Origin of the sequence: Streptomyces sp. SP18BB07 (assembly GCF_036322545.1) — a bacterium.
GTDB lineage: Bacteria > Actinomycetota > Actinomycetes > Streptomycetales > Streptomycetaceae > Streptomyces > Streptomyces deccanensis.
In genome coordinates, this window is sequence record NZ_JAQYWT010000297.1 from 36,208 (window position 1) to 55,904 (window position 19,697).

19 protein-coding genes are annotated in these 19,697 nt (G+C 72.3%); 14 read left to right on the plus strand and 5 right to left on the minus strand.

Going from position 1 to position 19,697, the window contains the following annotated elements:
* The first annotated feature begins 105 nt into the window (after positions 1 to 105).
* Both PUR53_RS18555 and PUR53_RS18560 read left to right on the plus strand, forming a co-directional pair.
* Positions 106 to 684, plus strand: coding sequence for a SigE family RNA polymerase sigma factor (locus PUR53_RS18555; RefSeq protein ID WP_329908954.1), 579 nt, complete (start codon positions 106 to 108; stop codon positions 682 to 684).
* The gene (locus PUR53_RS18560) at positions 681 to 2,033 is read left to right on the plus strand and encodes an outer membrane protein assembly factor BamB family protein (protein WP_329908955.1); all 1,353 of its coding nucleotides are present in this window, start codon (positions 681 to 683) and stop codon (positions 2,031 to 2,033) included. The genes PUR53_RS18555 and PUR53_RS18560 overlap by 4 nt, the downstream gene beginning before the upstream one ends.
* Before the next feature lie 49 nt (positions 2,034 to 2,082).
* Here the strand turns inward: PUR53_RS18560 and PUR53_RS18565 are convergent, their stop codons facing one another.
* A complete protein-coding gene (locus PUR53_RS18565) occupies positions 2,083 to 2,418 on the minus strand; it encodes a response regulator transcription factor (RefSeq protein WP_329908957.1) in 336 nt (111 codons plus the stop codon).
* Between the two features lie 254 nt (positions 2,419 to 2,672).
* Between PUR53_RS18565 and PUR53_RS18570 the strand changes: the two genes are divergently transcribed.
* The 10 genes from PUR53_RS18570 (at position 2,673) to PUR53_RS18615 (ending at position 12,603) form a co-directional block, all read left to right on the plus strand.
* Positions 2,673 to 3,362, plus strand: coding sequence for a response regulator transcription factor (locus PUR53_RS18570; RefSeq protein ID WP_329901036.1), 690 nt, complete (start codon positions 2,673 to 2,675; stop codon positions 3,360 to 3,362).
* Positions 3,363 to 3,461: 99 nt separating this feature from the next.
* On the plus strand, positions 3,462 to 4,814 hold the full coding sequence (locus PUR53_RS18575) for a sensor histidine kinase (RefSeq protein ID WP_329908958.1): 1,353 nt from the start codon (positions 3,462 to 3,464) through the stop codon (positions 4,812 to 4,814).
* A gap of 226 nt (positions 4,815 to 5,040) precedes the next feature.
* Positions 5,041 to 6,465, plus strand: coding sequence for a phytoene desaturase family protein (locus PUR53_RS18580; RefSeq protein WP_329908959.1), 1,425 nt, complete (start codon positions 5,041 to 5,043; stop codon positions 6,463 to 6,465).
* A 202-nt stretch (positions 6,466 to 6,667) separates the two neighbouring features.
* Positions 6,668 to 6,955: a hypothetical protein gene (locus PUR53_RS18585; RefSeq protein ID WP_329901039.1), complete on the plus strand. Its 288-nt coding sequence runs from the start codon at positions 6,668 to 6,670 to the stop codon at positions 6,953 to 6,955.
* Positions 6,956 to 7,109: 154 nt separating this feature from the next.
* Entirely contained in the window at positions 7,110 to 9,002 is a 1,893-nt protein-coding gene (locus PUR53_RS18590) for an alpha/beta fold hydrolase (RefSeq protein WP_329908960.1), read from the plus strand.
* Entirely contained in the window at positions 8,999 to 9,628 is a 630-nt protein-coding gene (locus PUR53_RS18595; RefSeq protein WP_329901041.1) for a hypothetical protein, read from the plus strand. The genes PUR53_RS18590 and PUR53_RS18595 overlap by 4 nt, the downstream gene beginning before the upstream one ends.
* 2 nt (positions 9,629 to 9,630) lie before the next feature.
* The gene (locus PUR53_RS18600; protein ID WP_329901042.1) at positions 9,631 to 9,756 is read left to right on the plus strand and encodes a hypothetical protein; all 126 of its coding nucleotides are present in this window, start codon (positions 9,631 to 9,633) and stop codon (positions 9,754 to 9,756) included.
* Positions 9,753 to 11,588, plus strand: coding sequence for an ABC transporter ATP-binding protein (locus PUR53_RS18605; RefSeq protein WP_329908962.1), 1,836 nt, complete (start codon positions 9,753 to 9,755; stop codon positions 11,586 to 11,588). The genes PUR53_RS18600 and PUR53_RS18605 overlap by 4 nt, the downstream gene beginning before the upstream one ends.
* A 38-nt stretch (positions 11,589 to 11,626) precedes the next feature.
* Positions 11,627 to 11,818 carry a hypothetical protein gene (locus PUR53_RS18610; protein ID WP_329901044.1) on the plus strand — a complete coding sequence of 64 codons (192 nt, stop codon included), beginning with the start codon at positions 11,627 to 11,629 and terminating at the stop codon, positions 11,816 to 11,818.
* Positions 11,815 to 12,603 carry a class I SAM-dependent methyltransferase gene (locus tag PUR53_RS18615; RefSeq protein ID WP_329908963.1) on the plus strand — a complete coding sequence of 263 codons (789 nt, stop codon included), beginning with the start codon at positions 11,815 to 11,817 and terminating at the stop codon, positions 12,601 to 12,603. The genes PUR53_RS18610 and PUR53_RS18615 overlap by 4 nt, the downstream gene beginning before the upstream one ends.
* A 51-nt stretch (positions 12,604 to 12,654) precedes the next feature.
* Here PUR53_RS18615 and PUR53_RS18620 read toward each other — a convergent pair whose 3' ends face one another.
* Positions 12,655 to 13,140, minus strand: coding sequence for a winged helix-turn-helix transcriptional regulator (locus tag PUR53_RS18620; protein WP_329901046.1), 486 nt, complete (start codon positions 13,138 to 13,140; stop codon positions 12,655 to 12,657).
* Between the two features lie 89 nt (positions 13,141 to 13,229).
* Between PUR53_RS18620 and PUR53_RS18625 the strand changes: the two genes are divergently transcribed.
* Positions 13,230 to 13,727 carry a PaaI family thioesterase gene (locus PUR53_RS18625; RefSeq protein ID WP_329908964.1) on the plus strand — a complete coding sequence of 166 codons (498 nt, stop codon included), beginning with the start codon at positions 13,230 to 13,232 and terminating at the stop codon, positions 13,725 to 13,727.
* A gap of 66 nt (positions 13,728 to 13,793) precedes the next feature.
* Complete coding sequence (locus PUR53_RS18630; protein ID WP_329901048.1) at positions 13,794 to 14,765, plus strand: alpha/beta fold hydrolase; 972 nt, start codon at positions 13,794 to 13,796, stop codon at positions 14,763 to 14,765.
* Positions 14,766 to 14,782: 17 nt separating this feature from the next.
* On the opposite strand, the gene PUR53_RS18635 is transcribed toward PUR53_RS18630, so the two are convergent.
* From PUR53_RS18635 to PUR53_RS18645, 3 genes are all read right to left on the minus strand, one after another.
* On the minus strand, positions 14,783 to 18,331 hold the full coding sequence (locus tag PUR53_RS18635) for an AfsR/SARP family transcriptional regulator (RefSeq protein WP_329908965.1): 3,549 nt from the start codon (positions 18,329 to 18,331) through the stop codon (positions 14,783 to 14,785).
* Between the two features lie 136 nt (positions 18,332 to 18,467).
* Positions 18,468 to 19,124: a M15 family metallopeptidase gene (locus PUR53_RS18640; protein WP_329901050.1), complete on the minus strand. Its 657-nt coding sequence runs from the start codon at positions 19,122 to 19,124 to the stop codon at positions 18,468 to 18,470.
* Positions 19,125 to 19,283: 159 nt separating this feature from the next.
* On the minus strand, positions 19,284 to 19,697 hold a 414-nt coding region (locus PUR53_RS18645), incomplete at its 5' end, for a hypothetical protein (RefSeq protein ID WP_329908966.1).

Here is a 19,697-nt window from a genome sequence, read left to right on the forward strand (position 1 = left end):
GCTCTCCCGGCTGCCGAGGTCATCGGTGATCACGGAATTCCGGCGTCGAGGGATAGCCACGGACATGCCACCGCGTCGTGATGACTGCCAAGAAGGGGAGGGTTGATGAAGGCGTCGAGTCACGACGAGTTCCGGGAGTTCGTAGCGATGCGCTCCACCGCGCTGCTGCGGCTCGCGGTGCTGCTCACCGGCGGGGACCGGCACGCCGCGGAGGATCTGCTGCAGATCGCCCTGATGAAAGCCTACGGGCGCTGGTCGCAGATCGAGCAGCCCGAGGCGTATGTGCGTCAGGTCCTGTACCGACAGCAGGTCAACCGCTGGCGGCTGCGCGGGCACCGCGCCGAGACGACGGTGCCCGTACTGCCCGAGCCCGCCGGGGAGACGGGCGCCGAGCCGGACACCGAGCTGCGGATCGCGCTGTGGGCGGCGCTCGGCCGGCTGACCAAGCGGCAGCGGGCCGTGGTCGTCCTGCGCTACTTCGAGGACCTGCCGGAGGCGGAGGTCGCGGCGCTGCTGGGGTGCCCGGTCGGCACGGTGCGCAGTACGGCGTACCGCTCGCTCGCCAAACTCCGGGCGCTGGTGCCGGAGCTCGCACCCGAAGGCCACGAGGGCCACGAGGCCACCGGGGGTTCCGACGGGCAGGTGCGGCCGCTCACCTACACGACCAAGGGGGTACGGGGATGACGACGGAGCGGGTGGAGGAGAAGGTCCGGGAGACACTGCACGCGGTCGCTCTGGACCGGGTGCGGGCGCCCGGTGACCTGGCCGAGCAGGTGGTACGGCGGCGCGCTCGGCGCCGGCTCGCGCAGGCCACGGGGGCGGCGGTGGCCGTCGCCGCGATCACCGTGGGCGCGGTGTTCGGGCTCGGGGGCGGCAGCGCGGTCGACCCGGACCGGCCGGCGCGCCCGGCGGTCGCCCCGCAGGGCTGGAAGCCGTGGCAGAGCGACGACCCGGACGCGACCGATCGGGGGTGCCTGGTGGACGGGGCGGCGTTGTACTGCGCCGGGTCCGAGTACGACGTCGCGAAGTTCGACGCCCGTACCGGTGAGCGGCTGTGGACCGTCGAGGTCAACCGCGAGGGCGACGGGCCCGACCACCCGTTCGCCGTGCGCGACGGCGTGGTCTACGCCTTCCGCAACCACACCGCGCAGAAGCAGCCGAACGGGGACTACGTCGGCGGGACCGATCTGATGGCCGTGGGCGCCGACACCGGTGAGCTGCTGTGGAAGGTGGAGATGCCGCAGGACGATCGCTCCGACCAGGCCGCCATGCTCATCGACGGCGCGGTGCTGGCCAACACCCCGACGCTGCGCACGATGTCGGCGCTGGACCCGCTGACCGGCGAGGAGAAGTGGCGCCACACCTGGGACAAGGGCATCGCCTGCCAGCGGACGGTACTGGGTGGTGTGCCGTACCTCCTGTGCATGGAGGACGCCGACGAGCCCGGCGCCACCGAGGTGTTCCGCCTGGATCCCGCCACCGGACAGGCCCGGAAGGTCGCGACCGTCCCCGGCGCGCAACTGCTCGCCGGGATCTCGGGGGACCGGATGGTCCTGTTCGCGCCGAAGGACAGGGCCGGTGGGAAGATGCCGGTGACCCTGCTGAGCGGTTCCGGCGAGCGGACCTCGCTGTTGTATCCGATCGAGGGGGAGCTCGCCGAACTGGACGTCGCCGGTGACCGCCTGATCTCCGTGTCCTGGAAGGGGGAGGCGTCGGCCTACTCGCTGACCACGGGCGACGTCCTGTGGACGGCCCCGGTCGGCGTCGAGATGCCCGGCAGGAACACGATGCCCGGCCTCGCGCCCCCTCTGGTGTCGGAGCGGCAGCAAGTCGTGTACTTCCTCAGTCCGACCGGGGATCTGTCCGGCCTCGATCTGCGCACCGGCGAACAGATCTGGCGCGATCACGTCGACACAAGGACGGGTCCGGGTCCTGACTACAACTCCTCGCCCCGACTCCTGGCCTATGAGGACGTGTTGGTCGCCCAGCGGGGCAGCAAGCTTGTCTCCCTGCTGCCGCGGCTCGGCGACTGACGCGCTGCGCCCCGGGCCGCAGTTCGGCCCGGGGCGCAGTCGGCGTCCGCTACGCGACTCCGAGGTGCTGCGCCCGGACCCCGCTCCGGCCCGTCAAGCGGAACGTTTCGTCCATGCGGTCCGCCCGGTCCGACCGATCTGTTCGGTCCGTCCGGTCCGTCCGGTCCGTTCGCAGTGCCAGGATTCCCGCGCGCAACGCGGTCACGACCAGATGCGTACGGTTCTTCGCGCACAACTTCTCCCGGATGCTGCGCATATGGGAAGCCACCGTGCGGGGTGAGATCGAGAGCTGACGGGACATGTCCGCGTCCGACATGCCGTGGGCCGCCAGAAGAAGGATCTCCATTTCCCGGGCGCTGAGCCGGCCGGAGCTGTCCACTGTCATGGGTGCCTGCCTTGTTCAAAGTGGGGGTCGGGGACCCGCGTGTCGTCCGTGTGCTGCGCTGTGACTCTTCCGTGACACCCGGGCACCAGCCATCGACCGTTCGACCGATACCCGGCAGTAGTCATCGGCCGATCGGCCCCGGTCCCCCGCTCGGGGCGGGACTTTCGCCGGGTAAGGGCCAACCGCCCGATTCGGCGGGGGTGTTCGTCCGGCCGGCTTCCCCGGACCGCCGGACCGGCCGGACGATCCATGGCATGCTCGGCCGCGTGAGCAGCACCCCCACACGTGTGATGATCGCCGACGACCAGGATCTGATCCGGGCCGGTTTCCGTCTCATCCTCGACGCCCAGGAGGGCATCGAGGTGATCGGCGAGGCCGCCGACGGGCTCGCGTGCGTGGAGTCGGCGCGCGCGTTGCGGCCGGACGTGTGTCTGGTGGACGTCCGGATGCCGAAGCTGGACGGACTGGAGGTGACCCGGCTGCTGGCCGGACCGGGCGCCACGCACCCGATCCAGGTCGTGGTGGTCACCAGCTTCGACCAGGACGACTACCTCAACATCGCGCTGCGCAACGGAGCGTGCGGCTTCCTCCTGAAGGACGCGGCGCCCGCGCTGCTGATCGAGGCGGTGCGGGCGGCGGCACGCGGTGACGCGCTGGTCTCGCCCGCGGTGACGGTCCGGCTGCTGAAGCAGCTGGAAGAGCGGACCGCGCGCGCCGTGGACGGCGCCGGGGTGCCCGAATCCTCGCTCAGCGCACGCGAGTTGGAGGTGGCGCGGCTGGTCGCGGTGGGCCGGACCAACCAGGAGATCAGCGACGAGCTGTGTCTGTCACTGTCCACCGTGAAGACGCATCTGGGCCACATCCACCACAAGCTCGGCGTACGCAACCGCGTCGAGGTGGCCGCGTGGGCCTGGGCCAACGGGACGGTACGGACCGGGCGATGACGGGGATTCCGTGAACACCCTGTAATCGATCTATGACGCTGCCCACACATCGATCCACCCCCTGCCGGGGACGCATGTGCATGCCTAGCCTCCGGTTGTATGACTTCGTCACTCGCGGCACTCTCCGCACGAGCGACCCAGCCGCACCACGGCCGTCCTCGGTTACCCGCGCGGCGGCTGGACCACCGCGCCCTGTACCCGGCGCTGGGTCTGCTGTGGCTGCTCGACGTGGGCATCATCGTGTCGCAGCAACGGGGCCCCCTCGACTGGTTGCCGCTGGTGACGGGCCCCGTGGCCCTGGCCCTGGTGCTCGTGCCCGAAGCGCGGCTGAGCATCACCTGGCGTACGGGGATCTGCGCGGCCCTGTCGACGACGGTGACCCTGGGCACCTCCCTGATGGGCTGGGCCATGCCCGAGTGGGGGCTGCTGGAGACCGCGTGCATGCTGGTCCTGCTCGCCCGCACCTGCCGCAACGTGGCCCGGCCCCGGGTCGCGCTCGCGCTGGCCGCCGCGATGGGGGCCAGCGTCATCGACGAACCCCTGCGCACCGGGGGCACGGGAATCACCCTCACCTACCCGTTCCTGCTGACGTTCGCGGTCGGCGGCGCCGTCGGCGCGGGGTGCTACCTGCGCACCCTGGACGCCCGGCGTCGTCGCACCATCGCCTCCGTACGGCTCGCCGAGCGGATCCAACTCGCCCGGGAACTGCATGACTTCGTCGCCCACCATGTGACGGGCATCATCGCCCAGGCGCACGCCGCCGGCGTGATCCACGAGAGCGCGCCGCACCAGGTCGGCCCGATCCTGGGCAACATCGCCGAGGCCGGGCAGCGGACCATGGACTCCATGCGCCGCCTGATCCGGGTGCTGCGCGAGGACGGCGAGCAGGTCTCCCTGGAGCGCCCCGAGGAGCCGTACGCCGAACTCACCAAATTGGTATCGGAGTTCAGCGGCCAGGGCGACGGTTCGACCGCCCAGCTGGAGATCACCGGAGCCGCCCGCAGGAGCGGTCTGCTGCCCGAGGTGGGCTCGGCCGTCCATCGCGTGGTGCAGGAGGCGCTGACCAACGTACGGCGGCACGCACCGGGCACCCAGGCCCTGGTGCGCGTCCACCGCACCCGCGACGACCTGCTGCGGGTCGACGTGTACAACGAGGGGCCCCGGGGGCGGCTCTCCCGTCCCACGGGGGGTCGCGGCGGCTACGGCCTGATCGGGCTGCGCGAGCGGACGGAGGCGGTCGGCGGCTCCCTGACGGCGGGCCCGGCCGACGACGGCGGCTGGTGGCTCATCGCCCACTTCCCGGTGCTCCCGGAAAGCCCGCCCGAGGAGACCGAGAACGGCGCCGAAACGGACTCCGCCTCGGGGCCGGTCTCCCGTCGGCCGTCCGGACGCCATGCGAAGCCGCACACGCACACCGAGCCCGAACCGGACATGAGTTGGGACGCGAGTTAGGCGATCCGGGGGGCCGTGAATTAGGCAATTCTGCGAATCGCGCCGGGGCCGCCGATCGCTCTATCGTTTGAGAGCCAAAAGGCGCCGGGACGACCTTCCAGACGTCCCGCAGAGTGGTGAATCGGCCGGACGGGCCCTTCCCGAGGGCCCGCTCCACCACCTTCCCGTCCGCCCTCGCGCGAGCCGGGCGGACCGGCGCCGATCGTCGAGCAGACGCAGGAGACGTATGACTACGGCCGTCGTGGTGGGCAGCGGTCCGAACGGTCTCGCCGCGGCCGTGTTCCTCGCCCGGGAGGGCGTCGAGGTCACCGTCCTCGAAGCCGCCGACACCATCGGAGGGGGCACCCGCACCAGTGAACTGACGCCGGGTCTGCTGCACGACCACTGCTCCGCCACGCACCCCATGGCCGTCGGCTCCCCGTTCCTGCGCGGCCTCGACCTCGCGCGCCACGGACTCACCTGGTGTCTGCCGGAGATCGACTGCGTGCACCCCCTGGACTCCGGCGAGGCCGGGGTCCTGCACCGGTCGGTCGAGGAGACGGCCGACGGCCTCCCCGAGGGCGACGGCCGCAGGTGGCGGCGTGCCTTCGGGCCGCTCGTGGACGGCTACGACGCGCTCGCCGAGGACCTCATGCGGCCGCTCGCGCATGTGCCGCGCCATCCCCTGCGGCTCGCGGCCTTCGGACCGCGGGCCCTGCTGCCGACCGCCGCGGTGGCCCGGCGCTGGCGGTCCGAGACCGCCCGCGCCCTCTTCGCCGGGGTGGCCGCCCACGCCTTCCGCCCGTTCGACCGGCCCGCGAGCGCCGCGATCGGCCTGACCATCATCGCCGCCGGCCACCGGCACGGCTGGCCGGTGGCCGCGGGCGGCTCCCGGGCGATCAGCGACGCGCTGGCGGCCCGGCTCACGGAGTGCGGCGGCCGGATCGAGACCGGGACACGGGTCCGCTCCCGGGCCGATCTCCCCCCGGCCGACCTGGTCCTCTTCGACCTGGCCCCCGGTGCGGTGGCCGACATCCTCGGCGATCTGCTGCCGGGCCGGGTGGCCCGGGCCTATCGGCGCTACCGCCACGGCCCCGGCGCTTTCAAGGTGGACTTCGCCGTCCAGGGCGGTGTGCCCTGGACCAACGCGGCGGCCCGCCGGGCGGGCACCGTCCACCTCGGCGGGGCCTACGCGGAGGTGGCCGCCACCGAGCGGGACGTCCACGCCGGCCGGATGCCGGACCGGCCGTTCGTCCTGGTCGGGCAGCAGTACCTGGCCGACCCCCGGCGCTCGAACGGCGACGTCCACCCGGTGTGGACGTACGCGCACGTGCCGCACGGCTACGACGGCGACGCCACGGAGGCGATCGTCGCGCAGATCGAGCGCTTCGCCCCCGGATTCCGCGAGCGGGTCCTGGACATGGCCGTCCGTCCGGCGGCCGGCTTCGAGGAGTACAACCCGAACTACGTCGGCGGTGACATCGTCGCCGGGGCGAACACCGCCTTCCAGCTCGTCATGCGCCCCCGCGCGGCGCTCGACCCCTACAGCACCGGCGTGCCCGGCATGTACATCTGCTCGGCGGCCACGCCACCGGGGGCCGGCGCCCACGGCATGTGCGGCGCGAACGCGGCGGCCTCGGCCTTGCGCCGAATTCGCCGACGCGACCGTTGACCCCTTTCGTCGACCCCTTTTCCATAAAGGCCCGGACCGCGCGGTCCGGGCCTTTTTCGTGCCGCCCGGACCATGTGAAGCCGGTCACTCGCGAATTCGGTAATTTTCTGGATGTGAAGCGCCTGTGCGCCGCCGTAGTGTTCTTTCTCGAAGGGCACGGAAAAAAGTGATCCGAAGCCCTCGAAACGAAAGGGAAATTCGAATGAGCAGCATTGCGAAGGCGATGGACCGCATGGATCTCCCGGTGGAGGGCGTCATCCTCGCGTCCGCCCGTCCCACCCTGGGCACCCCGCGCATCGGCCGGGTGAGCGGTGCCAACGCCCTCAACGGGCTGGCCGGTCTGGCGGACCTGGCCCAGGCCGCGGGCGGTGTCGCGTCGGTGGTCGGCGCCGCCAGCGCGGTGGAGGCGAACAACGCCGCCGCGGAGGCCAACCAGGCCGTCGCGAACGCCGCGAACGCCCAGGCGGCGGCCGCCGGCGGCACCGTCTGATCAGCTGCGTGAAACTGCCGGGCCAGAGTCGAGTTCTGGCCCGGCAGTGCGCTCGAAGGCAACAAAGCGTCTGATCGAGGTTACCACGAAAGAGGGACCCGTGAAATTCAGCGGAAAAATTCCCGCGGTCATTCCGGAAAGGATCACCGGCGCGGTGTTCGGACCGGCTCCGGTCGGTCGGGATCGCGCCATCGGCCTGTCCGAGCGATTGGCCGCCGTGTCCAGCCTGCAGTCCTCCCTGGAGTATCTGACCCAGCGCAAGGACATCGAGAAGGGGGGCATGAACGACTGGGAGGTCGCCCGGCAGAACCTCGCCGCGGCCGGTCCCCTGACGCGCCGTCTGGTCGACGGTGTCAGCGGCGTGCGGACCACGACCGCCCTGCATGTCGCCCGCTCCGCCGTGGCCCTCGGCATGCTGCTGCCCGGCGACTCCCGCTGGCGGGGCGCGGGCAACCTGTTCCTCGGTGCCTCGTCCGCGCTGCTCTCCCCCCGCCACCACTACGGCGGTGACGGCTCCGACCAGGTCGCCACGCTGGTGCAACTGGCCACCGGCGCCGCCCGGGTGGTGCCCTCCCCCGCCGCCAAGGACGCGCTGCTCTGGTACGCCGCGCTGCAGGCCAACATGGCCTACGCGGTCTCCGGCTGGGTCAAGCTGTTCGGCAAGCCCTGGCGGGACGCGACCGCGCTCGGCGGAGTGATGCGCACCCGTACGTACGGGCACGAGGGCATGCACCGCTGGACCGTGGAGCACCCGAGGACCGCCAAGGTGCTCACCCACAGCGTGCTGGCTCTGGAGTGCCTCTTCCCGCTGGTCTACGCCCGGGGCGGCAAGCTCACCCGCTCCATGATCACGAGCGCGGCCGCCTTCCATGTGGCAAACGGCTACTTCATGGGCCTCAGCCGCTTCGTGCCCGCCTTCCCCGCGTTCCACCCCCTGGTCGCCTACACCACCACCCCCCGGTCCCACCCCGTCGGCGCCGCCCGCGACGACCGGGCCCGGACCGTCGCCGCCGTCGCTCTCGCGGGCGGCGCCGCGACGGCCGCCGTCACCGCCGTACGGCAGCGCATGCGCACGACCGAGGGCTGGCACACCTCCCGCACCCTGACCACCCGGCACGGCAACCTGCTCCAGTACGAGGAGTACTCGCCCGGCGCTCCCGACCGGCCGGTCGTCGTGCTGGCGAGCGGGCTGCTGTCGACCAGCGAGCACTACGCGTGGATCGCCGAACGCCTGGCCCACGAGACCCGGTACGGGGTCGTCGCCTACGCCCGCGCCGGATACGCCGGCAGCCGGCGGCGGGCCACGACCGGCTTCCAGCTCTCGGAGTCCGTGCAGGACCTCGTCGACCTGGTGAACGGCGCCGTCGCCCCACACCGCAAGGTGATCCTCGTCGGTCACTCCATCGGCGGCGAGCTCGCCCGCCGCGCCGCCCGGCAGCTGGGCGACCGGCTCCAGGGGATCGTCTACCTCGACTCCTCCCACCCCGGTCAGTTCACCAGCGGGCTGGGCACGATCGAGCGCGGGCTCGCCGGCAACTTCGCCTCCGTCAGCCGGGCGCTGCGGCTGGGCTCGGGCCTCCTCCTCACCCGCCCGATATGGATCAGCGAACTGCCGTACGCCTACCGGAAGAAGGTGTTCGCGCAGTACGCGGACGCCCGCATGTGGGAGGCTGCGCGCCGCGAATGGAAGGCGATCCGGGCCGACTTCGGGTCCTTCACCGGAGCGCTCGCCCGGATCGAGGGCGTCCCCGCGCTGGTGGTCTCCGCCCAGCGTACGGTGGACCGCAACCCCGAACAGCTGCTGCTGCACAGGGAACTGGCCGAGGCCCATGTCGGCGCACCCACCGAGACGGTGGTCGTCGAGGGCGCCACCCACGAGAGCATGCTGATCAGCAGCCGCCACGCGCACCAGGTCACGGACCGCATCGTCGCGTTCTTCGCCGGCGTCGAGCGCCACTCCCCCACCGGTTCCGCCGCGCCGGCCGCCCCCTCAGGTCCCGGGGGCCGTCCCTCCCGTCCCGTCACCCGGAAGGAGACCGCTCGATGAGTTCGCTGCCCCGTACGCGTCTGAAGAACGTCCTCACCGGAGAGGGCGCCCCCTGGCGGATCGCCGGAGCCGCGATGCTCCTGCTCACCCTCGCCGGCCAGCATCCCCACCACGACTTCAGCCGGGTCCGCTCCCGGGACCACTTCTCGCTCCTGCCGAACTGGCGGTTCTTCGCCCCGCATCCGGCCATGTTCGACTACCACTTCCTGTACCGCACGGTGAGCGGTGACGGGTCGGCCTCCACCTGGCGCGACGCCAGCGGCATCGTCGACCGCAAGCCCCTGCACCTGGTGTGGTTCCCGACGCGCCGCGCCGACAAGGCCGTCTTCGACGCGTGCCAGGAGATCCTGCCCCGCCTCGAACAGGGCTTCGCGGCCGCCGCCAACACCCCCGGCTGCCGTCTGATCACCGAGCACGTCCGCACCCGTATCGCGGCCGAGGACACCCCGGCCGACGACATCAGGGGCTTCCAGTTCGCGCTGGCCTCCGGCACGGGTTACGACATGCGCCAGGGTCCCCGGCTGATGTTCGTCTCGCCGTTCGTACCGCTGGACCCGCACGCCCCGAGCACCCCGCTCGCCCCGTCCGCCCCGGCCGCCTCCGCCAAGACCGAAGTGAGGGCCTGACCATGAGCCTCGACAACCCCTTCTTCCTCGGTGGCCTCGTGCTGGTCGGACTCGGTTTCCTCCGGGCGGCGCTCCTCTACGTCCAGGGCGTGCGGGAGCGCAAGCAGGACGGGAGTGACGCCGAGTGAGCCCCGCCGGCACGCGGTCCCCGTCCAGGCCGCGGGCCGGGCACCGGGCGGTTCCCCAGCTGCATCTGCATCTGCTGTGGGGCAAGGGCGCCAAGCCGTGGCGGGCGCTCGGCCGGCACCGCGGCCTCATCGGACTCGGCATCCTGCTGGGTCTGTTGGGCGCCGCGGCCTCGCTGGCCCAGCCGGCGGTCATCGGCGCCCTGGTCGCCTCCGTCGAGCAGGGGCAGCCGGTGACCGAGCCCATCCTGATCGCGGCGGCCCTGTTCCTCGCCGACGCCGTCCTCGGTGCCCTCCACTCGTACGTGATCGGGCTGGCCGGGGAGAACATCGTCTACGACATCCGCAGCAACCTCGCCGCCCGGCTGCTGCGCTCCCGGTTCCGCGCGTACAGCGGCTGGAAGCAGGGCGACGTGTTCGCCCGGATGGTCAGCGACACGCTTCTCGCCCGCACCACGATGACGCACGCGATCGACAGCATCATCCAGAACGGCTTCCTGGTCGTCGGCGGTATCTCGCTGATGGCGTGGGTCGACGAGGTACTGCTCCTCGCCACGCTGGGCTGTCTCGGCATCACCAGCGTCATCTCGCTGTGGCTGGCCCGCGGGGTGCGGAAGGTGTCGATCACCAACCAGACCGACACCGGCAACTTCGGCTCCGCGCTGATGCGGGTGCTCGGCGCGATGCCGACCGTGAAGGCGTCCCGCGCCGAGGCCCGGGAGGCGGAGGGCATCGCGGACATCGCCAAACAGGCCCGCAAGTCCGGCATCAAGGTGACGGTGCTCTCCTCGCTTCTCGATCCCACGATGAGCATCGGCACCCAGCTCGCCCTGACCGTCGTCATCGCCCTGGGCGCGGCCCGTAGCGCGACGGGCGAGATGAGCGCCGCCGACCTGACGGCGTTCATCCTCTATCTGTTCTATCTGGTGGCCCCGCTGCTGACGCTGTTCACGTCCATCGCGCAGTTCCAGGTCGGGCGGGCCTCCATCGACCGCCTGGCCGAGCTCGGGAAGATCGAGGTGGAGGGCGACCGGCCGACGGAGCGCCCGGCCGAGCGGAAGCGCGCCACCCGTGCCCCCAGGGTCTCGTACGACGGCGGTCTCGCCTTCGACCAGGTGAGCTTCGCCTACCCCGGCAGCGACAAGGTGGTCCTCGACGGCGTCTCCTTCCGGGTCCCCGCGACCGGCCTCACCGCGGTCGTCGGTCCGTCCGGCGCCGGCAAGTCCACCGTCTTCCAGCTCATCGAGCGGCTCTTCGACCCGGTGTCCGGGGCGATCCGCATCGACGGCACCGACATCACCGACCTGCCGCTGAACCAGCTCCGGTCCGTCGTCGGCTACGTCGACCAGGACCACACCCTGCTGCGCGGCACCGTCCGGGAGAACCTCACCTACAGCGCCCCGGACGCCGGCGAGAAGGACATCGCCGAGGCGCTGCGCATGGCCAACCTGACCGAGGTGATCGCCGCGCTGCCGCACGGCCTCGACACCGAACTCGGCGACCGGGGCGCGGGGTTGTCGGGCGGTCAGCGCCAACGCCTGGCCATCGCCCGTACGTTGCTGCAGGCGCCCCGGATCCTGCTGCTGGACGAGGCCACCGCCAACCTCGACAGCGAGTCGGAGAACGCGCTGCGCGACAGCATCGCCATGATCTCCGACTTCTGCGCGGTCATCGCCATCGCCCACCGGCTGTCCACCGTCACCGAGGCCCAGCAGATCGTCGTACTGGACGGGGGCCGGGTGCACGCCGTCGGCACCCACGACGAACTCCACCGCCACAGCGACCTCTACCGCCGGCTCGCCCGGCTCCAGGCGCTCAGCGACGTGGCGTTCTGACACCCCGACAGGAGCAGACATCCCGACAGGAGAAGTTCATGAACGACTTTCTGCTCATCCCGTCCGTGGTAGCCCTCGGCATCGTCGGCTTCCTGATCGCCACCCGGGCCGTCAGCACCCCCGCCGTCCTCGGCGTCGCCCTTGTGGTGCTGCTCGGTGCCTGTTCTCAGGCCAGACGGAACGCCCATCCGAGGACCACGACACCCAAGAAGCGGAGGAACCACCCATGAGCACATCCACCACGTCCGGCATCGTCGACGACATCGGTTACGGCCGGCAGTTCGACGGCTGGTACCACCGCCTCTTTCCCGACGACGCGTCGGTCGTCGCCGAGGTGGACCTGCTCGCCTCGCTCCACCCCGACCCCGCCTCGGGGACGGTCGAGTTCGGTGTCGGCAACGGACGCGTCGCCCTCCCGCTGTCCCGCCGGGTGGGCCCGATCACCGGCGTCGACTCCTCACCGGAGATGCTCGACCTGTTGCGCCGGGACCTCGCCGAGGACACTGCCGTTCAGCCCGTGCACGCCGACATCCGCACCTACACCGCCGACGGCACCGTGGGGCTGGTGTACGCGATCTGCGCCACGCTCTCCATGCTGCTGACCCCCGAGGAACAGCGGCAGGCCGTGCGGCGCGCGGCCGACCTGCTCACCCCTGGCGGCCGACTGGTCGTGGAGACCCACAACAAGCCGGCCGTCCTTGCACTGCACGAGGGCCGCGCCCGTGCCACGTACTTCACGCCCTACCCCGAGCCCGGCACCGGTCTGCAGAGCCATTCGCTGCTCCTCCCCGAGGGGTCGCTCTGGCACCTCTCCCACGTCTGGTACGAGTCCGACGGCACCACCCGGGTCGGCACCGAGGTCTCCCGGCTGACCGCCCCGGAGGAGTTCGACGCCTACGCCCGTGACGCCGGCCTGGAACCCGAGCACCGCCTGGGAGACTGGCCCGCCGACGCGGCCGCGTACGGCCCGGACTCGCCGCTGGCCATCTGCATCTACGTCAAGCCCGGCCCGTAGCGGGGCGGGGCCCGTCACTCCGGGCCGGGACCTTCCCGGAGCCGGGCCTCGTCACTCCGGTACGGACCGTGGGGCGAGGGACCGCGCCGAGGGTCCCGGGCGGGTGCGGGCCTCCCGAGGCGTCAACGGCCCGTGCCCCTCCTCGCAGACGACCACCGCCCGCAGGGCGTCGCCGCAGTCGGCGTGGTGCACCTCCAGGGGCGGCCCCTCGGGGTCGGCGGTGTACTGGTCGCCCCACTGTTTGAGGGCGATCATCGCGGGCCAGAGGTCCCAGCCCTTGCGGGTGAGCCGGTATTCGTGCCGGGTGCGGCTGCCGGGCTCACGGTAGGCGACGGTCTCCAGGATCCCGGCCGCGACCAGCTTGCGCAGCCGGTCCGCCAGCACGGCCTCGGACAGCCCGACGTGCCGCCGGAAGTCGTCGAAACGCCGGACGCCGTTCATGGCGTCCCGCACCAGCAGCAGCGACCATTTCTCGCCGACCAGGTCCAGTGTCCGGTGGACCGTGCAGTTCTCCGCGCTCGTCTCCAGCCACCTCATGGGCCCATCCTAGGCTGGCTTCGTCATTGACAGCCAGATGGGCGCGCGGCTAGCTTCACCGAGAGAAGCCAGCTATCCCGGGAGTGCGCATGCGCAGGTCACGTACGTACGAGTGGGAGGACCCCACCCGTTCCGCCCGAGCCGTCGGTGAGCACAGCGGTCTGGGGTTCTTCCGGGAGATGCAGGCCGGGCGGCTGCCCGGGCCGCCGGTGGCCGCCGCCCTGGGATTCACCCTGGAGGAGGTCGAGCACGGCCGGGCCGTCTTCGTCCTGGTGCCGGGCGAGGAGCACTACAACCCGATCGGCAGCGTGCACGGCGGTGTGTACGCCACGCTCCTCGACTCGGCGGCCGGCTGCGCGGTGCAGTCCACGCTGCCGCAGGGCATGGGATACACCTCGATCGACCTGAACCTGAAGTTCCTGCGCCCGATCACCGTCGACACCGGCAAGGTCCGCGCGATCGGCACCGTCCTCAACAGCGGCCGCCGTACCGCCCTGGCCCAGGCGGAGCTCCGTGACTCCGAGGACCGGCTGCTGGCCCACGCCACCAGCAGCTGCATGCTCTTCGCCGTCCCGTCCCCCACCTGACCCACGGCGCACCCCCCGCACAGGCCCCGTCGGGCCCCGAATCCCGCTGCGCGTACGCTCGTTCGCATGGTTGCGCATCGGATGATCGAAGCGAACGGAGTACGACTGCACATCGCCGAGCACGGCACCGGTCCCCTCGTGGTGCTCCTGCACGGCTTTCCCGAGTCCTGGCACTCCTGGCGCCACCAGTTCGAGCCGCTCGCCGCGGCGGGCTTCCGCGTCGTCGCCCCCGACCAGCGCGGATACGGACGCAGCGACCGGCCCGACGCCGTCGACGCCTATACCATCCTCCATCTGGTCGGCGACGTCGTCGCGCTGATCCGGGCCCTCGGCGAGGAGAGCGCGTACGTCGTGGGGCACGACTGGGGCGCGCCGGTCGCCTGGCACACCGCCCTGCTGCGGCCGGACATGGTGCTCGGGGTGGCCGGCCTGAGCGTGCCGCCGCCCTTCCGGGGGAAGCAGCCTCCGCTGGTGACCGCGGAGGAGAGGTTCGGCGGCCGCTTCTACTGGAACTACTTCAACCGCCCGGGTGTCGCCGACGCCGAGTTCGCCGAGGACACCCGCACCACCCTGCGGAAGATCTTCTACTGGGCCTCCGGTGAGGCTCCCGTCACGGCCGAGGACAGGCAGCCCCTGGTCGACCCCGAGCGGGGCTGGCTCGCGACCCTGCCGGACCCCGAGGTGCTGCCGGAGTGGTTCGGCGAGGACGACCTCGACGTCCTCACCGAGGGTTTCTCCCCGGGCTTCACCGGAGCCCTCAACTGGTACCGCAACCTCGACCGCAACTGGGAGCTGACGGCGCCCTGGCACCACGCCGTCGTGACCCCGCCCGCGCTGTACGTCTACGGCGACCGTGATCTGGTCCCCGCGTTCCCCGGCACGCCCGAACTCATCGCGGCCCTGCCGGACCTGATGCCCAACCTGCACAGCGCGCCCGTCCGGTTGCCCGGCTGCGGACACTGGACACAGCAGGAACGCCCGGACGAGGTGAACACGGCACTCATCGACTTCCTGACGAACTGTCCCCGCCCTGCCTGAGCGAGGACGAACACCGCTCACCGGCCGCCTTCTTCGACGACGTGGCGGACCAGTTGAAGGGTCTCCCCTCGGGCCACGCCGACGGGGCCGCCCGCCTGCCGCCGCGGGTCGGTCAGTTCCGTGTACTCGCGGGTGCCGAAGCGGAGGAAGGTCTCCAGGGCCTCGGTGCGGGCGGTCTCGGCGGCCGTGGTGTCGCCCCGACGGCGGTACAGGTCCGCGAGGTCGCGGTCGGTGCGGGCACGGAACAGGTCCAGCCGCAGCGCGGACCACTGGTCGCGGGCGGCGGTGAGGTGGGCCAGCGCCTCGTCCAACCGGTCGGCCGCCAGGTGCAGTTCGCCGATCGTGCGGGTCACCAGGGCGGCACCGAAGCGGTCACCGAAGGCGGTGCACACACCGAGGGCCTCCTGGAGCAGGTCGGCGGCCTCGTCGTACCGGTGCTGACGGATCCGGATCTTGCCCAGGCACTGCAGGCCGTAGGCGAGGAACAGACGGTCGCCGTCGGCGCGGAAGACGGCGACCGACTCGTGGGCCAGCCCTTCCGCCTCGGCGAGCGCGCCGCCGGCCCGGTGCACCATGGCGAGCGAGCGCAGCGTCTTGCCCTCGCCACGCCGGTCACCGGCCCCACGGTAGGCGGCCAGGGCGGTTCGCAGGGCGTCCTCGGCCTCGGTGAGCGCGCCGACCTCGCGGTGGATGTAGCCGATGCCGTAGGCGCATTCGGCGAGCCCGGCGGTGTCGTCGAGGCGGGTACAGATCGTGTCGGCCTCTTCGAGGAGCTTCAACGCCTCGGGGAAACGGCCCTGTTCTCGGCGGGCGGATGCCTCGCCGATCAGACAGTCGGCCTGACCGCGGGGCTCGTCCAGGTCGCGGAAGACCTCCAGCGCGGCGTGGTAGAACTCGGCCGCGTCGTCCAACCGGTCCTGGTTGTAACGGAGTTGGCCGAGACCGCGCAGCAGGGTCGCTTCACCGGGGCGGTCGCCGGCCGCCCGGGCGGCGCGGAGCGCGCACTCATGGGTGCGCCACCACGCGTCGAAGGTGTTGCGGAGCCGGAACCAGTCGAACAGGGCCGTGGTCAGCTCGCGTGCGAGGGCGTGCAGGCCCAGGTCGGCGGCGCGTTCGACGGTCTGCACGAGGAGCCACTGCTCCTGGTCCAGCCAGGCGTGGGCGTCGACGGTGGGCGACGAGAGGACGGGAGCGGGCGCGGTGCGGCCGGGCGTGGCACCGTTCGGGTCGGTGGCGCCCCGGGTGGCCGGGCGCAGGGCGGCGATGGCGGTCAGCAGGTGGCGGCCGAGCCGCTCCACGGTGTGCCGCTGGTCGTCCGGTGGTTCCTCCGCCCGGGCGCGTTCCCGGGCGAAGAGCTGGATGAGGTTGTGCATGCCGTAGCGGACCTGGCCGTCGGGGCTGATGCCGACGGGGTCCACGAGTTGGGCGTCGGCGAGTTGCTCGGCGTAGTAGTCGGCCTTCGCGTCCGTGACGTCGAGGAGCGAGGCGAGCAGCCAGGGCGAGAACTGTGCGGGGCCGACCACGCCGAGGCGACGGAAGACGAGGCGGATGGGGTCGGGCAGCCGGGAGTAGCTCAGCTGGAGGCTCGCCCGGACCTCCAGGTCGCCGGCGACGAGTTCGTCGAGGCGGCGGTGCTCGTCGCGCAGCCGTACGGCGAGCACGCTGAGCGGCCAGCGCTGGCGGGCGGCGAGGCGGGCACCCACCGTGCGCAGGGCCAGGGGCAGTCCGCCGCACAGGTCGACGATCTCGGCGGTGGCAGCGGGCTCGTCGGCCACCCGATCGCCGCCGACGAGCCGGGCCAGCAGCCGGGTCGCGTCGTCGGGTTCGAGGACGTCGAGCCCCAGATTGCACTGGGACTCCAGGCCCACCAGGGCGGTACGGCTGGTCACCAGGGCCGCGCCGCCGCCGTGGGCCGGCAGCAGGGGCCGTACCTGGGCCTCCGTGGCAGCGTTGTCCAGGACCATCAGGACGCGGCGGCCGGTGAGCCGGCTGCGCAGCAGGTTGCTGCGCTCCTCCAGGGTGTCCGGGAGCCGGGAGGCGGGCTCGCCGAGGGCCCGCAGGAACGCGCCGAGGATGTCGTGGGTCTCCGCCGTGTCGGCTCCGGCGCCCTTGCCGCGGAAGGCGGCGTAGAGCTGGCCGTCGGGGAAGTCGTCGCGGACGGCGTGGGCGACGACGTTGGCCAGGGCCGTCTTGCCGCTGCCCGCCTTGCCGGTGACGAGGCAGGCCACGGCGCGGTCCGCCCTGCGGGCGGTCTCCAGGGCGAGGCGGAGCTCCGCCGTCTCCTCGTCACGTCCGATGAGCTCGCCGATCCTCGGGGGCAGTTGGCGGGGCGCGCCGTCCGACGGTACGGCCCGCGAACCGCCATCGGCCCGGCCCCCGCCCGCGCCCACGTCCTCGGAACGACCACCGGCACCGAGACCGCCGACGTCCCCGGAACGGCCATCGACGCCGACGCCGCTCAGGTCCCGTGGACGACCGCCGACACCGCTCGCGTCCCCAGGGCGACCGCCGGTGCCGACACCGCCTCCGCCCGCACCCGCTCCGTTCCGCCCGGTGCCGGGCCGTCCCTCGGCCCAGCCACCGAGCGCACCCTGGTCCGCACGGTCCGCACGGTCCGCACGGTCCGCCCGGTCCGCCCGGTCCGCCCGGTCCGCCCCGTCGAGGCTGCCCGGGGTGCCGTGTCCGCCTCCGGTTCCCTCCTGCTCCCTGGCTCCGGCCATGGCCGCGTTCGTCGTCGCGCCCCGGTCCCCGCGCGGCGCCGGGTCCTCGGGGGTCGTCGGTCCGGTCCAGGAGGATGCGGTCAGGATCGGGCTCGGTGGGGGGTCGAGGACCGGATCGGCGTTCAGAATGGCCTGGTGCATACGGCGGAGCTCCGGGCCGGGGTCGACACCGAGGTCGGAGCGGAGCACCTGGCGGGCCTGGCGGAACGCCTCCAGCGCGTCCGCCTGGCGGCCCAGCCGGTACAGGACGAGCATCTGGTGGGCGCGCAGTGTCTCGCGCAGCGGGTGGGCGGCGACGAGCTCGGCCAGTTCGGCGGCGAGCCGCCCGATCCGGTTGAGCCGCAGCTCGGCGCTGATCCGCTCCTCCAGAACGGTGAGCCGGTGTTCTTCGAGGCTGTCGGCGGACCGCCGGAGCACGGGGGTGTCCAGGCCGTCCAGCGCGGGCCCTCGCCAGATGGCCAGCGCGGCCCCCAGGGTCTCGGCCGCCCGGGCGTGCTCACCCGCCGTCGCCGCCGCGCGTCCCTCGGCGGCGAGCGCCTCGAACCGGCCGAGGTCGATGTCCCCGGGCGCGACGTCGACGAGATAGCCGGGGGCACGGGTGACGATGAGCTGCCGGCCGTCCACGTGCAGGGCGCGGCGGAGGTTGGAGACGTACGTCTGGAGGAGTCCGGAGGCGGTCGTCGGCGGATCCTCGCCCCAGACGGCGTCCACCAGGTTCGCCGCCGACACGACCCGGCCCGCCCGCAGCAGCCCGGCGACAAGCAGGGACATCGGTTTGCCCGCCGTGAGGCGGAGCTGTCGGCCGTCGAGCCACACTTCCGGCGTGCCGAGTAATCGGAACTCCACTGCGTCCCCCGTGAGCGCACCATGCCGAGCAGAGGTGGGAAACCAGTTTCCGGAAGTGCCCGGTGGTTGGCAAGGCGTTCGGGGAGTGTCGGAACGTCGGTCGGGACGTTCGTGGCCGGTACGTCGGATGCGTCCGTCAAGTCGCGTGCGGCAGAGGCCCGTTGACGGCGTACGCGGCGCCCGTGACGACCGCCCAGTACCGGTCGCCGTACGACCAGTGCCACCACTCGGTGGGGTAGTTGACGAACCCCGCGGTGGTCAGGGCGTCCACCAGGACCCGCCGGTGCGCGCGTCCCTCGTCGTGCACGTTCCCCGCGTCGGTGTAGCAGGCGCCGTCGCTCTCCTCCGGGGAGGCGTACACCTCGGTGCCCATCCAGCACAGGTCGCCGTCGGGGCCGCGCAGGGTGACGTCGACGGCGCCGCCGGTGGTGTGGGGGGCGACCTCGGGCGGGGACACGTAGCGGACGGCCGCGTCGTGGACCTGCCGTGCCGACCAGGTCGGACGGCGGGCCCCGAGGAGGGCGGTGTGCTCGTCGAAGTACCGTCGCTGGAGCTCCGGCGAGCGGTATCCCTCCACGACCACCAGCCGGTATCCGGCGGGCAGGGCGCGGGTCGCGGTCCGCAGCCGCTCGCGCACCCCGGTGCGCACGCGGGCGTAGTGACCGCCGGCGTCGGCCTGCCGGCCGTCCACCTCCAGCCAGGGCACCGGGCGCAGGTCCACCAGGGGCTCACCGCAGTCCTTGACCGGCATGGTCGCGATCCGCTCGTCGTCGATCAGCACCAGGGTGCTCACGGCCGTCCTCTCCTCACGCGTCTTGACGTACTCGGTACACGGTGGCGTGCGACGCTTCACGATCGCTTCAGTTCCGCTGCAGCAGGTGACACGGGCGGCGGGCCCTCCGGGAGGGCCCGCCGCCATGGGGTGGTCGAGAAGCCGGTGTCGGGTCGAGGGTCAGGGGGTGAGGGTGGCCTGGTGCAGGCCGCCGTCGGGCGTGGTGGAGGCGGCGACGCCGATGATGCCGCCGTGACCGTCGGACATTCGGGCCCCGCCCCAAGAACCGTCCGCCGCACGGAGGTTGTGGTACACCCGCCCGTTCAACAGCGTCACCAGGTGCAGCTCACCACGCGGGCCACCGGCCACGGCGACATCACCGATCGCACCGTTGCCGTCCACCTGCACCGCACCCGTCCACGAACCGTCCGCATGACGGATGTTGTGGAACATCCGGCCACTCAGCAACGTCGCCACATGCAGATCACCGTTCGGCGTCGTCGCGGCAGCCACCTTCGCGATGCTCCCGTTCCCGTCCGCCTGCCGCGCACCACTCCACGAACCGTCCGCCGCACGGAGGTTGTGGTACACCCG